This window comes from Yimella sp. cx-51, from assembly GCF_017654605.1.
Taxonomy (GTDB): domain Bacteria; phylum Actinomycetota; class Actinomycetes; order Actinomycetales; family Dermatophilaceae; genus Yimella.
On sequence record NZ_CP072113.1, the window covers coordinates 2,627,764 to 2,644,875 of the forward strand.

The window sequence follows — 17,112 nt, forward strand, 5'->3', positions numbered from 1 at the left end:
GCTCGTTCACCGTTTGTTCACCGACTCGGGGCCATTCGGTCACGTGACCTCCCTACGTTCTGAACGTCCGGCGCACCTGCCGGTCCCTGGATGTCACACCCTGAGAGGTACCCTCGTGAAGATCACGCACACCGGTCGCGCTGCGAGCGTGGCAATGATCGCCGCCCTCGCACTGAGCGCCTGCGGCAGCGACAACAACTCCGGCGGCTCGAGCAATAACGGCTCCGACGCGAGCAACAGCAGCCAAGCCAGCGGCGGCTCCGCCGGCGGTGGCTCGGAGGCGTGCGACACCACCAAGCTGACTGCTGAAGGTTCGACCGCCCAGGACAACGCGATCCAGCAGGTCATCTCCGACTACCAGGCCAACTGCTCGGGCGCCAGCGTCACCTACAACGGCACTGGCTCCGGTGCCGGCATCAAGCAGTTCATCGCCAAGCAGGTGCAGTTCGCCGGCTCCGACTCCGCCCTGAAGACCACGGAGAAGGACGGCAAGATCGAGCAGAAGGCAGCCGACACCGCCTGCGCTTCGCCGGCCTGGAACCTCCCCATGGTGACCGGCCCGATCGCGATCACCTACAACCTGCAGGGTGTCGACAAGCTCGTGCTGACGCCGGCGCTCATGGCCGACATCTTCAACGGCAAGATCACCAAGTGGAACGACGCCGCGATCAAGGCCGTCAACAAGGACGCCAAGCTGCCCGACACCGACATCAAGCCGATGTTCCGCTCCGACGAGTCCGGCACCACCGAGAACTTCACCAAGTACCTCGCCGGTTCCGCCAAGGACAAGTGGACGGCCGAGCCCGGTAAGAAGTGGACCGGTAAGGGCGAGGGCAAGGCCAAGACCGCCGGTGTCGCCAGTGCCGTGAAGAGCACTGCCGGTTCGATCGGTTACGTCGAGTGGGGCGCTGCCAAGGACAACAAGCTGTCCTACGCGCAGATCGACAACGGCGCGGGCGCCGTGGAGCTGACCGGCGAGTCGGCCGGTAAGGCCGTGGGCGCTGCGAAAATCTCCGGTCAGGGCAACGACCTCAAGTTGAAGCTCGACTACGCGACCAAGGAGGCCGGTGCTTACCCGATCCTGCTGGTCACCTACGAGATCGTCTGCTCCAAGTACCCCGACGCCAAGGTCGGCTCGAGCGTCAAGGCGTTCCTGAGCTACTTCGCTTCGGATGACGCGCAGAAGTCGATCGAGGACATCGGTTACGCGCCGCTGCCGACCGAGATCTCCACCAAGGTCAAGGCTGCGATCGCCGCGATCAAGTGATGCAAAGGTCGGTGGTGGGGTCGATCTGATCGGCCCCACCACCGACCTGCGCATCGTCCGCAGTTCCCGCAGCACCCGCACGATAGGTAGCCCGCATGACCTCCATCACCGGAGTCTCCGCAGCTGACAGCAGCCCCGAGCCGGACGGCCGCGCACCCCTCGAGGGCGATGGCGCTAGCACCGGCCGCTTCGGCGACAAGATCTTCAAAGGCGCAGCCACCGGTGCCGGCTTCGTCGTCATCGCGATCGTCACTCTCATCGGCGTCTTCCTCATCGCCCAGGCGATCCCGGCGCTGAGCAAGAACAAGGACAACTTCCTCACCTCGCAGGCATGGGACGTCTCCGACCCGAACAACATGAAGTTCGGCATCCTGCGGTTGCTGTGGGTGACCGTGAGTTCGTCGGTCGTGGCCATGATGATCGCCGTGCCCCTCGGTGTGGCCATCGCGCTCTTCCTCACCCAGTACGCGCCCAAGTGGCTCGCCAGCCCGGCCGCCTCACTGGTCGACCTGCTCGCCGCAGTTCCCTCGATCGTGTACGGCCTGTGGGGCGCCAACATCGTCGCCAGCTACTTCAAACCGGTGGGCGACTTCCTGAACAACTACTTCAGTTGGATCCCGCTCTTCGGCGATGCCGGAAATGCTCGCGGGTCCTCGATCCTCTTCGTCGCGATCGTGCTGGCCATCATGATCCTGCCGATCGTGACGGCGCTCTCGCGAGAGGTCTTCGCCCAAACCCCCGCCGCGCACAAGGAAGCAGCCCTGGCGCTCGGTGCGACCAAGTGGGAGATGATCCGCACCGCGGTGCTCCCCTTCGGCAAGCCGGGCGTGATCTCCGCCGCGATGCTCGCCCTGGGCCGCGCGCTGGGTGAAACGCTGGCGGTGCTGCTCATCGTCTCCGCGCTGGCCGACGGATCGAAGTGGAACTGGTCGTTGCTGGACGGCGGCGAGACGTTCGCGTCCAAGATCGCCAACAACGCCGGTGAGTTCGACACCCCGAGCAAGACCGGCGCATACATCGCGGCAGGCCTGGTGTTGTTCATCCTGACCTTCGTGGTCAACGCCATCGCCCGCATCGTCATCGAGCGCCGGAAGGCCTTCACCGAATGAGCACCGTCGACCTTCTCAAGCCCTCCGGCGCCAGCGGCAGCCACGTGGAAATCGGCTCGAAGTCCTCCGGCCGCGCGATCAAGGACAAGCTCGCGCAGGGCCTCATGTGGCTCGCCTTCTTCATCGCGATGATCCCGCTTGTCTGGATCCTCGGCACCGTCGTGGTCAAGGGTGGCGCACTGCTGCTCGAGTCGCAGTGGTGGACGCATTCCCAGGACGGCATCACCAACCGCCGCGAGGGCGGCGGCGCCGTGCACGCCATCCAGGGCACCCTGTTGCAGGCTGCCGTCACCGCGCTCATCTCGGTGCCGATCGGTGTGCTCACCGCGGTCTACCTGGTTGAGTACGGACGCGGCAAGCTCGCCCGTGTCGTCAGCTTCATGGTCGACATCCTCACCGGTATCCCCTCGGTGGTCGCAGCGCTGTTCGTCTACGCCCTCTGGGTGACGACCTTCGGTTTCCAGCGCATCCCCTTCGCGGTCTGCCTGGCGCTCACCATCCTGATGGTGCCCACGATCGTGCGGTCCACCGAGGAGATGCTGAAGCTGGTGCCCAACGAGCTGCGCGAGGCCTCCTACGCGCTCGGTGTGCCCAAGTGGAAGACGATCGTGAAGATCGTGCTGCCCACCGCGTTCTCCGGAATCGTCACCGGCATCCTGCTGGGCCTGGCCCGCGTCATGGGTGAAACCGCGCCGCTGATCATCCTGGCGCCCTACTTCCGGTCGATCGCGACGAACCTCTTCGGTGGTCTGATGGGCACGCTGCCCACGATGATCAACGACGGTCGCGACAACATGGGGCTGGAGCCCACTTCGGATCGCGTCTGGGCTGCCTCCCTGACGCTGATCCTTCTCATCCTCGTGCTCAACCTGCTCGGCCGGCTGATCAGCCGGATGAGCAAGGTCAAGAGCTGAACGCCGCTTCGAAAGAACTAGGAATCACGCACATGGGTAAGCGCATCGACGTCCAGGATCTGAACGTCTTCTACGGTGACTTCAAGGCGGTCGAGGACGTCTCGATGGTCATCGAGCCCCGCTCGGTCACTGCGTTCATCGGCCCGTCCGGTTGTGGCAAGTCGACCTTCTTGCGGACGCTCAACCGGATGCACGAGGTCATCCCGGGCGGACGCGTGGAGGGTTCTGTCAAGCTCGACGACCAGGATCTCTACGCCTCCGGTGTCGACCCAGTCGGCGTGCGTCGCACGGTCGGCATGGTCTTCCAGCGTCCCAACCCCTTCCCGACCATGTCGATCGGCGACAACGTCACCGCTGGTCTGCGGTTGAACGGAATGAAGAACAAGAAGGAGTTGGCCGAGCGCACCGAGCGCGCCCTCAAGGGCGCCAACCTCTGGAACGAGGTCAAGGACCGCCTCGACAAGCCGGGCGCCGGCCTTTCCGGTGGTCAGCAGCAGCGGTTGTGCATCGCCCGCGCCATCGCCGTTCGCCCGCAGGTGCTGCTGATGGACGAGCCCTGCTCGGCGCTCGACCCGATCTCGACCCTGGCGATCGAAGACCTCATCACCGAACTCAAGGACGACTACACGATCGTCATCGTGACGCACAACATGCAGCAGGCGGCGCGCGTCTCCGATCGCACCGCGTTCTTCAACCTCGCCGCCACCGGCAAGCCCGGTCGCCTGATCGAGATGGACGACACCAGCACCATCTTCAACAACCCGTCGGAGAAGGCCACCGAGGATTACATCTCGGGTCGATTCGGCTGATCCGGCGAACCGCGCGGACACGCTCGGCGTGCGACGGCGGTCAGGGGGATTCGTCGCATGAAAAGATCCCGCACCACCGAAGTGGTGCGGGATCTTCGTGTCCGGACCGGGAGCGCCTCACGGCGCGTGGCCGCTCGTAGCGGCTGATGTTGGGACCCGGGGCTGCCGCGGCCCGAACACGTTAGAGACTAACCGGCGACCGACGTGGATTGTTCCCGCGCCGCTCGGAGTCAGGATTTGCGGACGCGTCCCTCGGCCACGACCGTCCGGCCCTTGTCGGGACAGAGCTGCTGATGGTCCTTCACGTCGTCGCGGGCCTTCTCGCGAGAACGCCGCCCGGGGCCTCGCCAATCGCAGCTCTGACAGAGACCGAAAGTGAAACTGCCGACGTCCTCGGTGAGGTGACTTTGCTTGACCTCGACGGTGGCCTTCTTGGTATCGCCGATCGGCGGGGTCAACCGAAGTCGGATCGGGACGCGCTTCTCGTTTGACCTGGCCACGCGGGAACCGTATCCCCCTACTCACAAGCAGGACAAGCGTTCAAGTCTCGATGTGAGCGACATCATCCTCACCGGATGGTCGCTCGCCTCAGTCGAGCTTGCCTGCCCGCCACGCCGCCGCCGATCGGGCGAGGTCGACCGCCGTCGTTCGCAGTGCCGATGCGGAGACTGTCTGACTGCGTGCGCCGTCCTCGTCGTGGCCGTCGCTGAGGTCGGCGCGGTGGGCCCGCCCGGTGGAGACCACCTGGCAGAAAGCGGCTGCACGATCCAGTGCGGTGTCGAGTTCGCCGTCGTAGACGCCGGTGAGGATGGCGTCACCGAGTGCGCGCATGGCGTCCGGCGAGGGCGGCTCGGCCGAGCCGGCGACGGCAGCGAGCACATCGGCCCTTCTGCGTCCTTCGCTGTAGTCGACCGACACGCCCACCGGGTCACGTCGGATCCATTCCCGTAGGGCGTACAGGCGCCACAGAGCACCGGGCAGACTGACCGCCGGTTGCCGCGACCAGAGTTCGGCGACCGTCGAAAGACCAAGCTCCTCAACGAGATTCACCAGTTTCGTGGTGAGCTCAGGATCATCGCTCGCTCGCCCGGTACGCACCAGGATGGCTGCTGTTTCGTGTGCGATCTGACTGACCTGTGCCGGGTCAACGGTGTCCCCGTAGAGCGCGATCTGCTCCGGCGGCATCTGCTGCGGACGGTGGAAGCGATGCGGTTGATCGGGCATCGTTCCAGGCTACGCGTCCATCCGGTTGAGACCGAGGACGACGATCACCGGTTCGCCGGCTTCGTCCGAAGCTGCGAGTGGCACTTCGGCGTCGATTCCCCAGTCGAGATCTCCTGCTGGGTCGAGCAGCACCTGCCGCACCCGCCACATGTCGGCGTCGCGCTCGATCTTCAGCAGGTGCGGGCCCCGGGCGTCACCATCGAGCCGAATCTGGTCATGGTCGTCGAAGTAGTGCGCGAGGTCGTCAGCCCATGCCGCTTCGTCCATGACGATCTGGGTCGGCGGATCGGTCGCCTCGGCGGCCGCGCGGTCGAGCGCGGCGAGTTGATCGACGCGGCGGACGGCGGCGAGTTGCCCGCGGCGGAACATCGCATTGCGGATCTGCACCCGGAAGGCCCGCTCGTTGCGGGTCACCGCGCGAGGCCCCACCGGGATGACGTCGGCGGCCAGGTGCTCGGCGGGGTTGACCAACGCCTCCCACTCGTCGAGCAGGCTGGAGTCGGTCTGTCGAATGCTCTCCCCCAGCCACTCGACGAGGTCGTCCAGGTCGTCGGTCTTGCGCGCCTCGGGCACCGTCTGTCGCAGCGTGCGGTAGACATCGGTGAGGTAGCGCAGCACCACACCCTCGGAGCGTGCCAGTTCGTAGTAGCGGACGAGTTCGCCGAAGCTCCAAGCGTTTTCGTACATCTCGCGGACGACCGATTTGGGCGAGAGCGCCTGCTCCGGCACCCACGGCTGGTTACTGCGATAGGTCTCGAACGCCGCCGTGAGCAGCTCCTCCAGCGGCTTGGGCCAAGTGACCTCCTCCAGCAGTTCCATCCGTTCCTCGTACTCGATCCCGTCGGCCTTCATCGACGCCACCGCTTCGCCGCGAGCCTTGAACTGCTGGGCGCGAAGCACCGGGAACGGGTCCTCGAGGATGGCTTCGATGACCGACACGACGTCCAGGACGTAGGTGGGCGACTCCTCGTCGAGGATGTCGAGCACCGCGAGTGCAAAGGGCGACAGGGGCTGGTTCAGCGCGAAGCCGTCATGCAGATCGGCCACCAGTTCCACAGTGCGACCGTCAGCCAAGGGTTCGTCCAGCCGGCGCACCACGCCCGCAGTGAGCAGTTCGCGGTAGAGAGTGATGGCCTTCTTCGACAGGCGTCGTTGCCGACGCTCGTCCTCGTGGTTCTCTCGCAGCAACCGGCGCATGGCGACGTACGGATCGCCTTCGCGGGCAACGACATTGAGGATCATCGCGTGGCTGACCTGCATCCGCGACTGCAAGGCTTCGGGGGCTGCCGCGACGAGTTTTTCGAAGGTCTCCTCGCTGTAGTTGACGAAGCCCTCCGGCGGCTTCTTGCGCTGCACCTTGCGCAGCTTCTTCGGGTCATCGCCGGCCTTGGCGAGCGCCCGGGCGTTCTCGATGAGGTGATCAGGCGCCTGCACCACCACCGAACCGCTGGAGTCGAACCCGGCGCGTCCCGCACGTCCGGCGATCTGATGGAACTCCCGTGCTTTGAGCAGCCGCTGCCGAGTGCCGTCGAACTTCGTCAGCCCGGTGAAGACGACGGTGCGGATCGGGACGTTGATCCCGACACCGAGGGTGTCGGTGCCGCAGATGACCTTCAGCAGCCCCTTCTGGGCGAGTGTTTCGACCAGGCGGCGGTACTTCGGCAACATCCCGGCGTGGTGCACCCCGATGCCGTGCCGGATCAGCCGGTTGAGGGTCTTGCCGAAGCCGGCCGAGAACCGGAACCCGGCAATGAATTCGCCGATCTGGGCCCGCTCGTCCGCGCTGAGGATCTTCAGCGACATCAGCGACTGCGCCCGTTCCAGGGCCGCCGCCTGGGTGAAGTGGACGACGTACACCGGCGCCTGATGGGTGGTGAGCAGTTCTTCGAGGGTTTCGTGCAACGGAGTCATGGCCCACTGGAACGACAGCGGCACCGGCCGCTCCGCTCCGGCAACGACGGCTGTCGGTCGACCGGTGCGCGCGGTGAGGTCGTCGGCGAAGAAGGTGACATCTCCCAACGTGGCCGACATCAGCACGAACTGCGCCTGCGGCAGTTCCAGCAGCGGCACCTGCCAGGCCCACCCGCGTTCGGGCTCGGAGTAGAAGTGGAACTCGTCCATGATCACCATGCCCACGTCTGCCGAATTTCCTTCGCGCAGAGCGATATTGGCGAGGATTTCGGCGGTGCAGCAGATGATCGGCGCGTCTGCGTTGACTGCGGCATCGCCGGTCAGCATGCCCACGTTGTCGGCTCCGAAGATCTCGCACAGCGCGAAGAACTTCTCCGAGACCAGCGCCTTGATCGGTGCGGTGTAGAAGCTCACCCGGTCATCGGCGAGCGCAATGAAGTGGGCGGCGTTGGCCACCATCGACTTACCCGATCCGGTGGGCGTCGCGAGGATGACATTGGCGCCCGAGAGGATCTCGATCGTCGCTTCCTCCTGGTGGGGATAGAGCGACAGACCGCGTTCGCCGGCCCAGCCGGCGAAGACGTCGAACAGTTCGTCGGAATCGGCATCGGGGCGGAGGCGGGAAGTAAGCGTGGCTGGTGTGGGCATCGCCGCCCATCATCCCCTGTCCATCGCAAGCAACGACAGTGCGTCGGAGTGAGCTCCCCTCCGGTCTGTCGATGCCGGGCCCGAGGGGCAGGCGCATTAGCATCGGCACGACGTGGTGGCGCGGGGCCATCCACCTGGCAGGAAGATCGTTGTGGTCCGAAGGCTTCTTCCCGCGGTCCTGACCATCGCAGTCGTCACGATCGTCGGGATCGCTAGTGAAACGCCGGCATGGGCGATGGCGTGGTACTTCCTCTGTTTCCTCTGGCTCATCGTCCTTCCTGGACTGTTGGCTCGCCGCGTCCTGCTTGGCCGAGCTGAGGATTGGATCGAGCAACTCAGCATGGGCGCTGCCGTCGGTCTGCTGCTCCTGCTGCCGGTATGGGCACTGCTCACCGCCGTCGGGGCCAACCAGCTGCTGATTGCGTGGCCGCTGGTGGCCATCGCACCGTTCGTCGCCAGCCCCCGGCTGCGGTCCGCGCTCCTGCCGGGGACCCCCCTTGGACGCGTACCGGAGTTGGCCCAGTGGGTGCTGGCGCTCGCAGCAACGGCGGTGATCCTGGTGTGGGGCACGGGATTTGCGACCGGCACACAACTACCCCCAGGTCCGTTCGCGTGGTACCAGGACGACTACTGGCAGCTTGCGCTCGCCGCCGAACTGGGACAACGCGTTCCGCCCGACGTGCCGCAGGTCACCGGTGGACCATTCATGTACCACTGGTTCGCCAACGCCAACATGTTCACGATGTCCAAGGCTTCCGGTCTTGACCTGGTGCTTGTGTACGCCCGGCTCTGGGAGCCGCCGATGCGGCTGCTCGCCATCGGACTCGCTTTCGTACTGAGCCGTCGACTGTCCGGATCCGCGCTCGCCGGTTCGGGAGCTGCGGTTCTTCTGGCAGTGGGCACGCAGATACGTGTCTCGTGGTTCAGCCTGCCCGACCCGGACGTGCTCAATTTGCACAGCCCTTCGCAGCTGTTCGGAGTGATCGGGCTGCTCGTCGTCCTCGTGCTTCTCCTCGATGTGCTGGGCGGACGACGTGGCCGTGGTCAGCTGGCACTGCTGGTCGGGTCGAGCCTGAGCACGGTCGGAGCAAAGGCATCCATCCCGCCGGTCATCCTGACCGGGAGCGGGCTGGTGTGGTTGCGCGCGATCACCAGCCGGTGGATCGGGCCGGTCGACACCACACTGCGCCGAGCGAGCGCGGCCTTCGGCCTCGGAGTCGCGACCGTGATCGCCGGGCTGGTCTTCGCTGCCGGAGGAGCCGCCGGGGTCTCTGTGCAGTTGTTCGCCGGCGTGCGTCTGTCGCAGCCGTGGAAGCTGTTCACCGGGAAGAACGAGGACCTCTCCGGAGCCACCCTCATGCCGGGCCTCGCAGGTAGCCGCGAGGGAGTCATCGTGCTGACGCTCGTGCTGCTGCACTTCGTGGTGTCGTACGCGTGGCTCGGGACGGCCTGGCCCCTGCTGCGTCGGGGCGCTGCGGCGGCGTGGCTGCTACTCGGGGTCGGCCTGGGCGGACTGCTGGCGATGCTCCTGCTCGATCAGGACGGCGGCTCACAGGTCTACTTCATGATGGGTGGTCTTGCTGCCTGGCAGGCGCTGGCCATCTGGGGTCTGCACGACTGCGTCGCTCGCGCCAAGACACATTTCGCCCCGGATGCGGTGATGCGTGCGGCCGTCGTCGGCGGTGCCCTCGGCGTGGCGCTTGCGACAGTGGCGGCGAGGTTCGCTGGTAGGCCCCCAGCCGCTGCTGCAGTTGCCACAAATCTCGCCGGATCTCTCGGCGAAGTGCTACTCATTGTGGCCCTAGCCGTGGCTGCGACTTGGTTCTTGCGCAGCAGGGCAGCTGTCGGTGTGGCTGCCGCAAGCCTTGTGCTCAGCGCCGCCACGGTGCCGCGGCTGATCGATGCCTTGCACCTCTACCCGTCCAAGCGCCTGGTGCTTCTGGCTGCCCTTCTCCTGGCGCTGATCGCGCTGCTGCCGCCGCTCGCGGTACGTCCTGTACTCGCCGCGGGGGCAGCGCTGCTCGTCGCGCACGCGGCGCTCATCATCGCGCCCTCCGTTCAGCCGAGACAGATCCAGGCCACCGCTCGGGGCGCGGTGACGACGAACGAGTACGAAGCGCTGAGGTGGTTGTCGAAGAACACCCCACGAGACGACATCATCGCCACGAATGTGCACTGTTCGGGCACACGGACGGTGCCGCATTGCGACGTCCGCGCATTCTGGGTGACGGCGTTCGGGCAGCGGCGGGCCCTCATCGAATCGTGGGCTTACACCAAGCAGGCGCATGCGATGCAAGGTGAGGGCGGTCTGCGCTCCACTCGACAGCCGTTCCACGACCAGGCTCTCTACCAAACAAACGAACGCGCCTTCACCGCTCCGACAGAAGCCGGCCTGAACTCTTTGAAGTCGCTCGGCGTGAAGTGGCTGGTCGCCGATACCAAAGCCGGTCCGGTATCACCGACGCTGGCAAGACTGGCGCACCCCGCATACAACTCCGGCACCCTCACGATCTATCAGCTGCGCTGACCCAGCACGACCTGCGCGGTCTGGCTCCCGGGACGGATGGCATGAGCGGTCGTGACGGCCGCGAAGGGCCGCAGACCCGACCGGACCCACGCACGTTGAACCCGGACGTTGTGCGCTTGGGTGGAGATGATCACTCGGCTCAGCCCGCGCTGCAGCGCTTGCACGCCGACCGCGCGCAGCAGGTAGGAATACGCACCTCGGCCCTGCGCTCCGGGCACCAAACCGGCGAGCAACACTTCCAGATCGCCACGTCCGGTGTCCTGCGACAGCGTGGCGACGCCGATCGGGTCGGATCCGTCGAGCAGGAAGAGCGCATCCTGCGGCTTCGCTTCGAAGCTGGAGACCGCCCACTCCAGATACCCCTCGAGCGCGAGCTGCCGATCGAGCGCCGGGTTGGCAGAGTAGTGGTTTCCGTATTCCTCGAAAGAGCTTCGGACGACTGCCTTCACCCATTCGCGGCCGGCCGCCTGGTGGTTGTCACCGGAGTCGACACGCAGCGAATCGGCCTGGGGCAGATCAGCGGTCGCCAACTCCTGCGCGTCGACCTCCCAGTAGGTGAGCACGTCCGCCGGCAGCACAATTCGGCCGGTGGCCGCAACGGTGGCAGCCAGAGCCACCTGGTGCGCCGGCCAGCGCACCACGAGCAGGTCATGCGGTGCAGCGGCAAGGGCTGCGGCGAGGTCCCGCTTCGCCGTCTCCACGGGCGCCTCATCTCCGACCATGACCCGACCCACCGAGATTCCGAAGCGTCGGCCCTCGGCCGGGCTGTCGGACGCAACGACCTCGCTGCCGGCCAGGCCCGCCCAGCTCATGAAGCGCTGCGGTAGGAGGTCACAGCCTCCAGCACGCGGTGCGTGTCGACCTTGCTCATACCGGCGTGCAAGGGAAGGCGCACCAGACGAGCGGAGCGGTCGGCGCTCACGGTGCACGGCGACGGGGTTCGTCCCAGGCGGATCCCAGCGGGTGCGCTGTCCAACGGCTGGTAGTGGAAGGTCGCGACAATCTCCTGCTCCCGAAGGTGGGAGATGAGTCCGTCCTGATCTGCGTGGGTCGGCATCACGATGTAGAACATGTGCGCCGGTTGCTCGCGATCCGCAGGCACGTGCATGAGGTCCACCCCTTGCTCGCGTGCCCAGGCGGGCAGCCCGTCGGCGTAGCTGTGCCACACGTACTGGCGACGGTCCTGAATTTCCTCGAAGCGCTGGAACTGCGCGAGCAACAGCGCCGCCAGCAGGTCGCTGGGCAGGTAGGACGACCCTTCGTCCACCCAGGTGTACTTGTCGACCTGGCCACGAAGGAACACAGCCCGGTTGGTTCCCTTTTCCCGGATGATCTCGGCGCGCTCGAGGTACTGGCCGTCGTTGATCAGCAGAGCGCCGCCTTCGCCGCTGGTGACGTTCTTGGTGTCGTGCCAACTCTGCGTCCCGAAGGTGCCGAAGGTGCCCAAGTGCTGACCGCGTAGGTAAGCACCGATGCCGTGCGCGTTGTCCTCGACGATCGCGAGTTGGTGCCGGTCGGCGATCGTCTGGATCGCGTCAAGGTCACACGCGACCCCTGCGTAGTGCACGACGAAAACTGCTTTTGTGCGTTCGGTGACCGCCGCTTCCACGGCTGCCGGGTCGACGTTCAGGGTGGTGGGCTCGATGTCGACGAAAACCGGAGTCGCGCCGCGGGAGACGATCGCTGTCGCCGTCGCTGAGAAGGTGAAGCTCGGAACGATCACCTCATCTCCCGGACCGAGGTGGAGCAGGATCGCCGCAAGCTCGAGTGCGTGCGTGCAGGAGGTGGTCAGAAGCGCGCCTTGCGCCTTGGTGCGGTCGAGCAGCCAGGCGGTCGCTCGGCGCGTGAAGTCACCATCGCCGTGCCATGATGTCGTCGCGAGCGAGGCGTTGATGTTGGTGTATTCCATGCCCGCGAGGTAGGGGCGGGAGAAATAGATCCGATCCACTGACCGAACGTATCGCAGGACGAGCAGTTTGGCCCTGAACCCTCTCTGGCGTCGGCACTACCCTTGGGGCGTGATGCCCTCGGTCGTGCGGCGCCTCTGGGCCCGCAAAGAAGTCCGATACCTCCTCGTCGCCGGAACCACCCAGGTGGTCTACCTCGGCACCTTCGCCCTCGGACTGCTCGCCGGGTGGCACTACATGCTCGCCATCGGCGTAGCCCAAGTGCTCACGATCGCCGCTGCATTTCCGGCCTACCGGACGATCGTGTTCGAGTCGGCTGGTCGGATCGGCACCGATTTCATCCGCTTCATCAGCGTCTGGGCCGGCGGAGCCGTCGCAGGAATCGTGCTCACCCCGGCTCTGGTCGAGCTCGGTGGCGTGCACCCCTTCGTGGCACAACTGATCGCGATCGTGCTGGTCGCGGTCGGGTCTTTCCTCGGACACCGCTACTTCTCGTTCCGGCACCAAGCCCCGACGGACCCAATCGAGCCGAACAGCCCGAGCACCACCGGGTCGCGTACCCGATAATGCACATCATGCAGATTTCGGTGGTCATCCCCTGCTATCGGTCCCGCGAGACCATTCGCCCCCTGGTGAGGGATCTTCTCCACGAACTACCGAAGGTCGCCGACGCCTACGAGGTGATCATGGTCGTCGACGGTTCGCCGGACGACACCTACGTGATCGCGCACGAACTGGAGGTCGAACACCCCGGCATCGTGCACGCGGTGTTGCTGCGCCGCAACTTCGGTCAGCACAACGCCCTGCTGGCAGGCATCTCTCGCGCTCGCTACCCGATCACGGTCACGATGGACGACGACCGCCAGCACCGTCCCGACCAACTCACCGCTCTGCTCGCCCCGCTCGATGACCCGTTCATCGACCTCGTGTACGGCGTGGCGCGCGACGAAGAACACGGCTTCGCGCGCTCCTTCGCATCGCGAACGGTGAAAGCTGCTCTGGCCATGGCGGGCGTACCGAACGCAAAGGATGTCAGTGCCTTCCGCGCGTTTCGCACCGACCTACGCGAAGGCTTCACCGACGTGAGCGATCCGTTCGCATCCCTCGACGTCCTGGTGAGTTGGACCACGACTTCGACCGTTGCGGTGCCAGTGCAGATGGACGAGCGGACCGAGGGGCGTTCGGGCTACACCCTCAAAGCACTCATTCGGCACGCCATGAACATGATCACCGGGTACGGCACGCTCCCCCTGCGAATGGTCACCTGGCTGGGTTGGACGACCTCGTTCCTCGGTGCCGTTCTGCTGGTCGTGGTCATCGTCCAGTACCTGCTCGGTGCCATCGCCGTCGCCGGATTCACGACCCTCGTCTCGCTCCTGGCGATCCTCTGCGGCGTGATCATGCTGTCGCTGGGCATCCTCGGGGAGTACATCGGCCGCTTGCACTTCCGCTCGATGCACCGCCCGATGTTCGTGGTGAAAGTGGACGGCACTGCGGGCCCGCGCGTCCAGATTCCGTTGGCCGGAGACGACTCCCACGTCAGGGGCCGCCCCGGAGAGGTGGCCCTGGCGATCCAGCAGCACTACGACAAGGCCTCGGAACCCTCCCACCCCAACTTCTCGGAGTAGGTGTGCCGGCGGACACCGATTTCGACCAGGTCTGACTGATCTGTAGGCTGACCGCTGCCCGCCAGACCGGCGAGCGCACGGGCCTTTAGCTCAATCGGTAGAGCAGTGGACTTTTAATCCATTGGTTCCGGGTTCGAGCCCCGGAGGGCCCACCAACCGGCGATTTCTCGAATCATGTGATTCTGATCGGGAACACCGCGCCTGCCCCTGTCCACCGACCGCTTCCACCGGTGAACACTCGGTGAACCCGCCCCAAGTCGACGATCCGCAAACCACCACCACCTGCATCTTCGTGCTTGCCTGGTTCTCGTGCGGCACCCGTAGCGCACTCGACGCAATCTATGAAGGAGTTATCTCATGGGTATCGGTGACAACTTGGGCGGTCTGGGCGACAAGGCCAAGGACCTCGCAGGTCAGCACGGCGACAAGGTCGACCAGGGCATTGAGAAGGGCGGCGACTTCGTCGACGAGAAGACCGGCGGCCAGCACGCCGAGCACGTCGACAAAGGCCAGGAATTCGCCAAGGACCGTTTCGACGGCGAGGGTGGCGACCAGCCCCAGCAGTGAGCTCCAGATGCCCGGCGTGAAGCCGGGCCCGCGCGACGTATCGCGCACAACCGCGAAGGCGCGGCACCGCAGAGTGCCGCGCCTTTCGTCATGCCCAGGCAGGTGACGCGGATCGCGTGCTCGCACCGCCCGGATGGCGCGGCCGGACAGGCAAGATGAGCGTATGTCTCATCCGTTCACCAGCACCTACCGCCTGCAGCTCCACGCCGGTTTCACCTTCGCCGACGCCGCAGCGCAGGTGCCGTACCTCGCCGACCTCGGTGTCAGCCATCTCTACCTCTCCCCCATCCTGACTGCGGTGCCTGGATCGATGCACGGCTACGACGTGGTCGACCACACCCACGTCAACCCTGAGCTCGGTGGCGAAGTGGGCTTCGTGGCGCTGGCCGATGTCGCGCACGAGCACGGGTTGGGTGTCGTGGTCGACGTCGTCCCCAACCACATGGCCTTCGTGGCACCGGAGAATCTCAACGACCCGCTGTGGCAGGTGCTGCGCGATGGCCGCGACGCCGAGACCGAGCACTGGTTCGACATCGACTGGAAGGTCGGCGGCGGGCGAATCGGTCTGCCGGTGCTCGGGTCGAGCCTGGAGGAGGTGCTGGACGCCGGCGAGATCACCCTCGACGAGCTGAACGGGCAGCCGGTGTTGCGCTATTTCGACCACGTGTGGCCGGTGTCGCTCGGCACCGACACCACCGATGACGTGGCCGAGCTGCTCAACCGACAGCATTACCGCCTGGCTTCGTGGCGGGACAAGGACGAGGTGCTTAATTACCGCCGGTTCTTCGAGGTCGACGGCCTCATCGCCGTGCGGGTCGAACTGCCGGACGTCTTCGACGCCACTCACGAACTGCTGCTGCGGCTGCACCACGACGGCCTCATCGACGGCTTCCGCATCGACCACCCGGACGGCCTGGCAGACCCCACCGGCTACCTCGAGCGGCTCACTGCTGCGTGCCGCAAGGACACTCCCATCTGGGTGGAGAAGATCTTGGAGGGCGACGAGCGCCTGCCCGACAACTGGCAGTGCGCTGGCACGACGGGGTACGACGCGATGCGCGTGGTGCAGGCCGCTTTCACCGATTCCGCGAGCGCCGACGTCCTCGACGCCACTTGGGTCGCGGCCGGCGGCAACCCCGACTTCCACGCGATCGTCGAGGACTCCAAGCGGTACGTCGTCACCCACTCCCTCGCACCAGAGGTCGACCGGCTCACCCGACGGGCCCGCGAGGCGCTCCCCGATCTCGACCCCGACCGGCTGCGTGAGGCGATCGTCGAGCTCCTCGTCGGCGGCGAGGTCTACCGCGCGTATGTGCGTCCCGAGCAGCGCCTTTCCCCCACAGCACGGGCGCGGTTGAGTGAGGCATTTGAAGCCGCGCTCCAGGCCCGTCCCGACCTCCGCGAAGAGATCGAAGCCCTCGTCCCGCTGACCGTGCTCGCCGAGGACGACGACGCCGCAACCGATTTCGCGATCCGCCTGCAGCAGACCTGGGGCCCGGTGATGGCCAAGGGCATCGAGGACACCACCTTCTACCGCTATCACCGGTTGGTCGCGCTCAACGAAGTCGGCTCCGACCCGACCCTGGTTGCCGGGGCGAGCCCCGACCTGATGCACCAGTGGGCCGAATACCAGCAGCGACACTGGCCGCGCACGATGACGGGCCTGTCGACCCACGACACCAAGCGCAGTGAGGACGTCCGCGCTCGCCTGCTGGCACTCGCCGGAGCTCCGGAGCTGTGGCAGGAGCTGTCGGAGTCGGCGCAGCGGCACGCTCGGGCAGAGGATGTCGACGGCCCGACCGCCCACCTGGTGTGGCAGACGCTCTTCGGCGTGCCCGGCATCGACGACGAGCGGCTCACCGGCTACCTGGAGAAGGCGCTGCGCGAGGGCAAGGAACACACTGCCTGGGTCGACGGTGATCCGTCGTACGAGAAGAAGATCATCGAGTTCGCCGAAGCGCTGCGCGACGACCAGGCGCACACCGCGATCAGTGAGCGCGCCGAGCGCGAACTGGCGGGCTCCATCCGGGCAATAACCTTGGGCGCGAAGCTGATCCAGCTCACCCTGCCCGGAGTGCCCGACACCTACCAGGGCACCGAGTACGTCGACCTCTCGCTCGTCGACCCCGACAACCGGCGCCCGGTCGACTACCCGGAGCGCAGCAGCAGCCTGGCAGCGATCGATGGCGTCAGCGTCGCGAACGCCGTCACGTCGGCCGACGTCGAGAAGCAACTCATCGAGCACACCGCCCTGCAGGCAAGGCGCCGCCTGCCGAACACCTTCGGCCCGTCCGCCACCTACACCCCGCTCGAGGCCGACAGCCCGCACGTCGTCGGCTTCGTCCGCAGCCATGAACCCGGCCTGGTCGGAGGCGTCCTGCGCCGCGAACAGCCGAGCGCTGTCGCCACGATCGCCACCCGTACCCCGCACCGCCTCGCCGAAGAAGGGGGCTGGGGCGAGGCGACCGTGCAGCTGCCCGCGGGCACCTGGACCGATCTGCTCACCGGCACCGAGTACGAGCACGACGGACAGTTGCCGCTTGCCGACGTGCTCAAGACCCGTCCGGTCGCCCTGCTCGAACGACTCACCACCGCTTAGGA

At 66.2% G+C, this 17,112-nt stretch carries 14 protein-coding genes and 1 tRNA gene; 10 read left to right on the forward strand and 5 right to left on the reverse strand.

What is annotated here, in order from left to right:
• The first annotated feature begins 115 nt into the window (after positions 1 to 115).
• The 4 genes from pstS (at position 116) to pstB (ending at position 4,099) form a co-directional block, all read left to right on the forward strand.
• Positions 116 to 1,267, forward strand: a complete 1,152-nt coding sequence (gene pstS / locus J5M86_RS12550) for a phosphate ABC transporter substrate-binding protein PstS (RefSeq protein ID WP_244328356.1) — start codon at positions 116 to 118, stop codon at positions 1,265 to 1,267.
• A gap of 95 nt (positions 1,268 to 1,362) precedes the next feature.
• Positions 1,363 to 2,376: a phosphate ABC transporter permease subunit PstC gene (pstC, locus tag J5M86_RS12555; protein WP_188059119.1), complete on the forward strand. Its 1,014-nt coding sequence runs from the start codon at positions 1,363 to 1,365 to the stop codon at positions 2,374 to 2,376.
• On the forward strand, positions 2,373 to 3,290 hold the full coding sequence (pstA, locus tag J5M86_RS12560; protein ID WP_188059118.1) for a phosphate ABC transporter permease PstA: 918 nt from the start codon (positions 2,373 to 2,375) through the stop codon (positions 3,288 to 3,290). Before pstC ends, pstA begins: the two co-directional genes overlap by 4 nt.
• 32 nt (positions 3,291 to 3,322) lie before the next feature.
• Positions 3,323 to 4,099, forward strand: coding sequence for a phosphate ABC transporter ATP-binding protein PstB (pstB, locus tag J5M86_RS12565; RefSeq protein WP_188059117.1), 777 nt, complete (start codon positions 3,323 to 3,325; stop codon positions 4,097 to 4,099).
• A 230-nt stretch (positions 4,100 to 4,329) separates the two neighbouring features.
• Here pstB and J5M86_RS12570 read toward each other — a convergent pair whose 3' ends face one another.
• From J5M86_RS12570 to J5M86_RS12580, 3 genes are all read right to left on the reverse strand, one after another.
• Positions 4,330 to 4,599: a hypothetical protein gene (locus tag J5M86_RS12570; protein ID WP_188059116.1), complete on the reverse strand. Its 270-nt coding sequence runs from the start codon at positions 4,597 to 4,599 to the stop codon at positions 4,330 to 4,332.
• Positions 4,600 to 4,687: 88 nt separating this feature from the next.
• On the reverse strand, positions 4,688 to 5,323 hold the full coding sequence (locus J5M86_RS12575; RefSeq protein ID WP_188059115.1) for a hypothetical protein: 636 nt from the start codon (positions 5,321 to 5,323) through the stop codon (positions 4,688 to 4,690).
• A 9-nt stretch (positions 5,324 to 5,332) separates the two neighbouring features.
• Positions 5,333 to 7,882 carry an RNA helicase gene (locus J5M86_RS12580; RefSeq protein WP_188059114.1) on the reverse strand — a complete coding sequence of 850 codons (2,550 nt, stop codon included), beginning with the start codon at positions 7,880 to 7,882 and terminating at the stop codon, positions 5,333 to 5,335.
• A gap of 235 nt (positions 7,883 to 8,117) precedes the next feature.
• Here J5M86_RS12580 and J5M86_RS12585 point away from each other — a divergent pair, with 235 nt between their 5' ends.
• Positions 8,118 to 10,409 carry a hypothetical protein gene (locus tag J5M86_RS12585; protein WP_188059113.1) on the forward strand — a complete coding sequence of 764 codons (2,292 nt, stop codon included), beginning with the start codon at positions 8,118 to 8,120 and terminating at the stop codon, positions 10,407 to 10,409.
• On the opposite strand, the gene J5M86_RS12590 is transcribed toward J5M86_RS12585, so the two are convergent.
• Positions 10,397 to 11,221 carry a GNAT family N-acetyltransferase gene (locus J5M86_RS12590; RefSeq protein ID WP_188059112.1) on the reverse strand — a complete coding sequence of 275 codons (825 nt, stop codon included), beginning with the start codon at positions 11,219 to 11,221 and terminating at the stop codon, positions 10,397 to 10,399. The genes J5M86_RS12585 and J5M86_RS12590 overlap by 13 nt on opposite strands.
• The gene (rffA, locus tag J5M86_RS12595) at positions 11,218 to 12,357 is read right to left on the reverse strand and encodes a dTDP-4-amino-4,6-dideoxygalactose transaminase (protein WP_244328357.1); all 1,140 of its coding nucleotides are present in this window, start codon (positions 12,355 to 12,357) and stop codon (positions 11,218 to 11,220) included. The genes J5M86_RS12590 and rffA overlap by 4 nt, the downstream gene beginning before the upstream one ends.
• Before the next feature lie 73 nt (positions 12,358 to 12,430).
• Between rffA and J5M86_RS12600 the strand changes: the two genes are divergently transcribed.
• The 5 genes from J5M86_RS12600 to treY all read left to right on the forward strand — a co-directional run bounded on the left by J5M86_RS12600 (position 12,431) and on the right by treY (position 17,110).
• A complete protein-coding gene (locus J5M86_RS12600) occupies positions 12,431 to 12,883 on the forward strand; it encodes a GtrA family protein (RefSeq protein WP_244328576.1) in 453 nt (150 codons plus the stop codon).
• Positions 12,884 to 12,891: 8 nt separating this feature from the next.
• The gene (locus J5M86_RS12605) at positions 12,892 to 13,944 is read left to right on the forward strand and encodes a glycosyltransferase (protein WP_188059110.1); all 1,053 of its coding nucleotides are present in this window, start codon (positions 12,892 to 12,894) and stop codon (positions 13,942 to 13,944) included.
• A gap of 79 nt (positions 13,945 to 14,023) precedes the next feature.
• A tRNA-Lys gene (locus J5M86_RS12610) sits at positions 14,024 to 14,099 on the forward strand.
• 202 nt (positions 14,100 to 14,301) lie between these two features.
• Positions 14,302 to 14,511, forward strand: coding sequence for an antitoxin (locus tag J5M86_RS12615; RefSeq protein ID WP_188059109.1), 210 nt, complete (start codon positions 14,302 to 14,304; stop codon positions 14,509 to 14,511).
• Positions 14,512 to 14,674: 163 nt separating this feature from the next.
• A complete protein-coding gene (gene treY / locus J5M86_RS12620) occupies positions 14,675 to 17,110 on the forward strand; it encodes a malto-oligosyltrehalose synthase (RefSeq protein ID WP_188059108.1) in 2,436 nt (811 codons plus the stop codon).
• Positions 17,111 to 17,112: the final 2 nt, after the last annotated feature.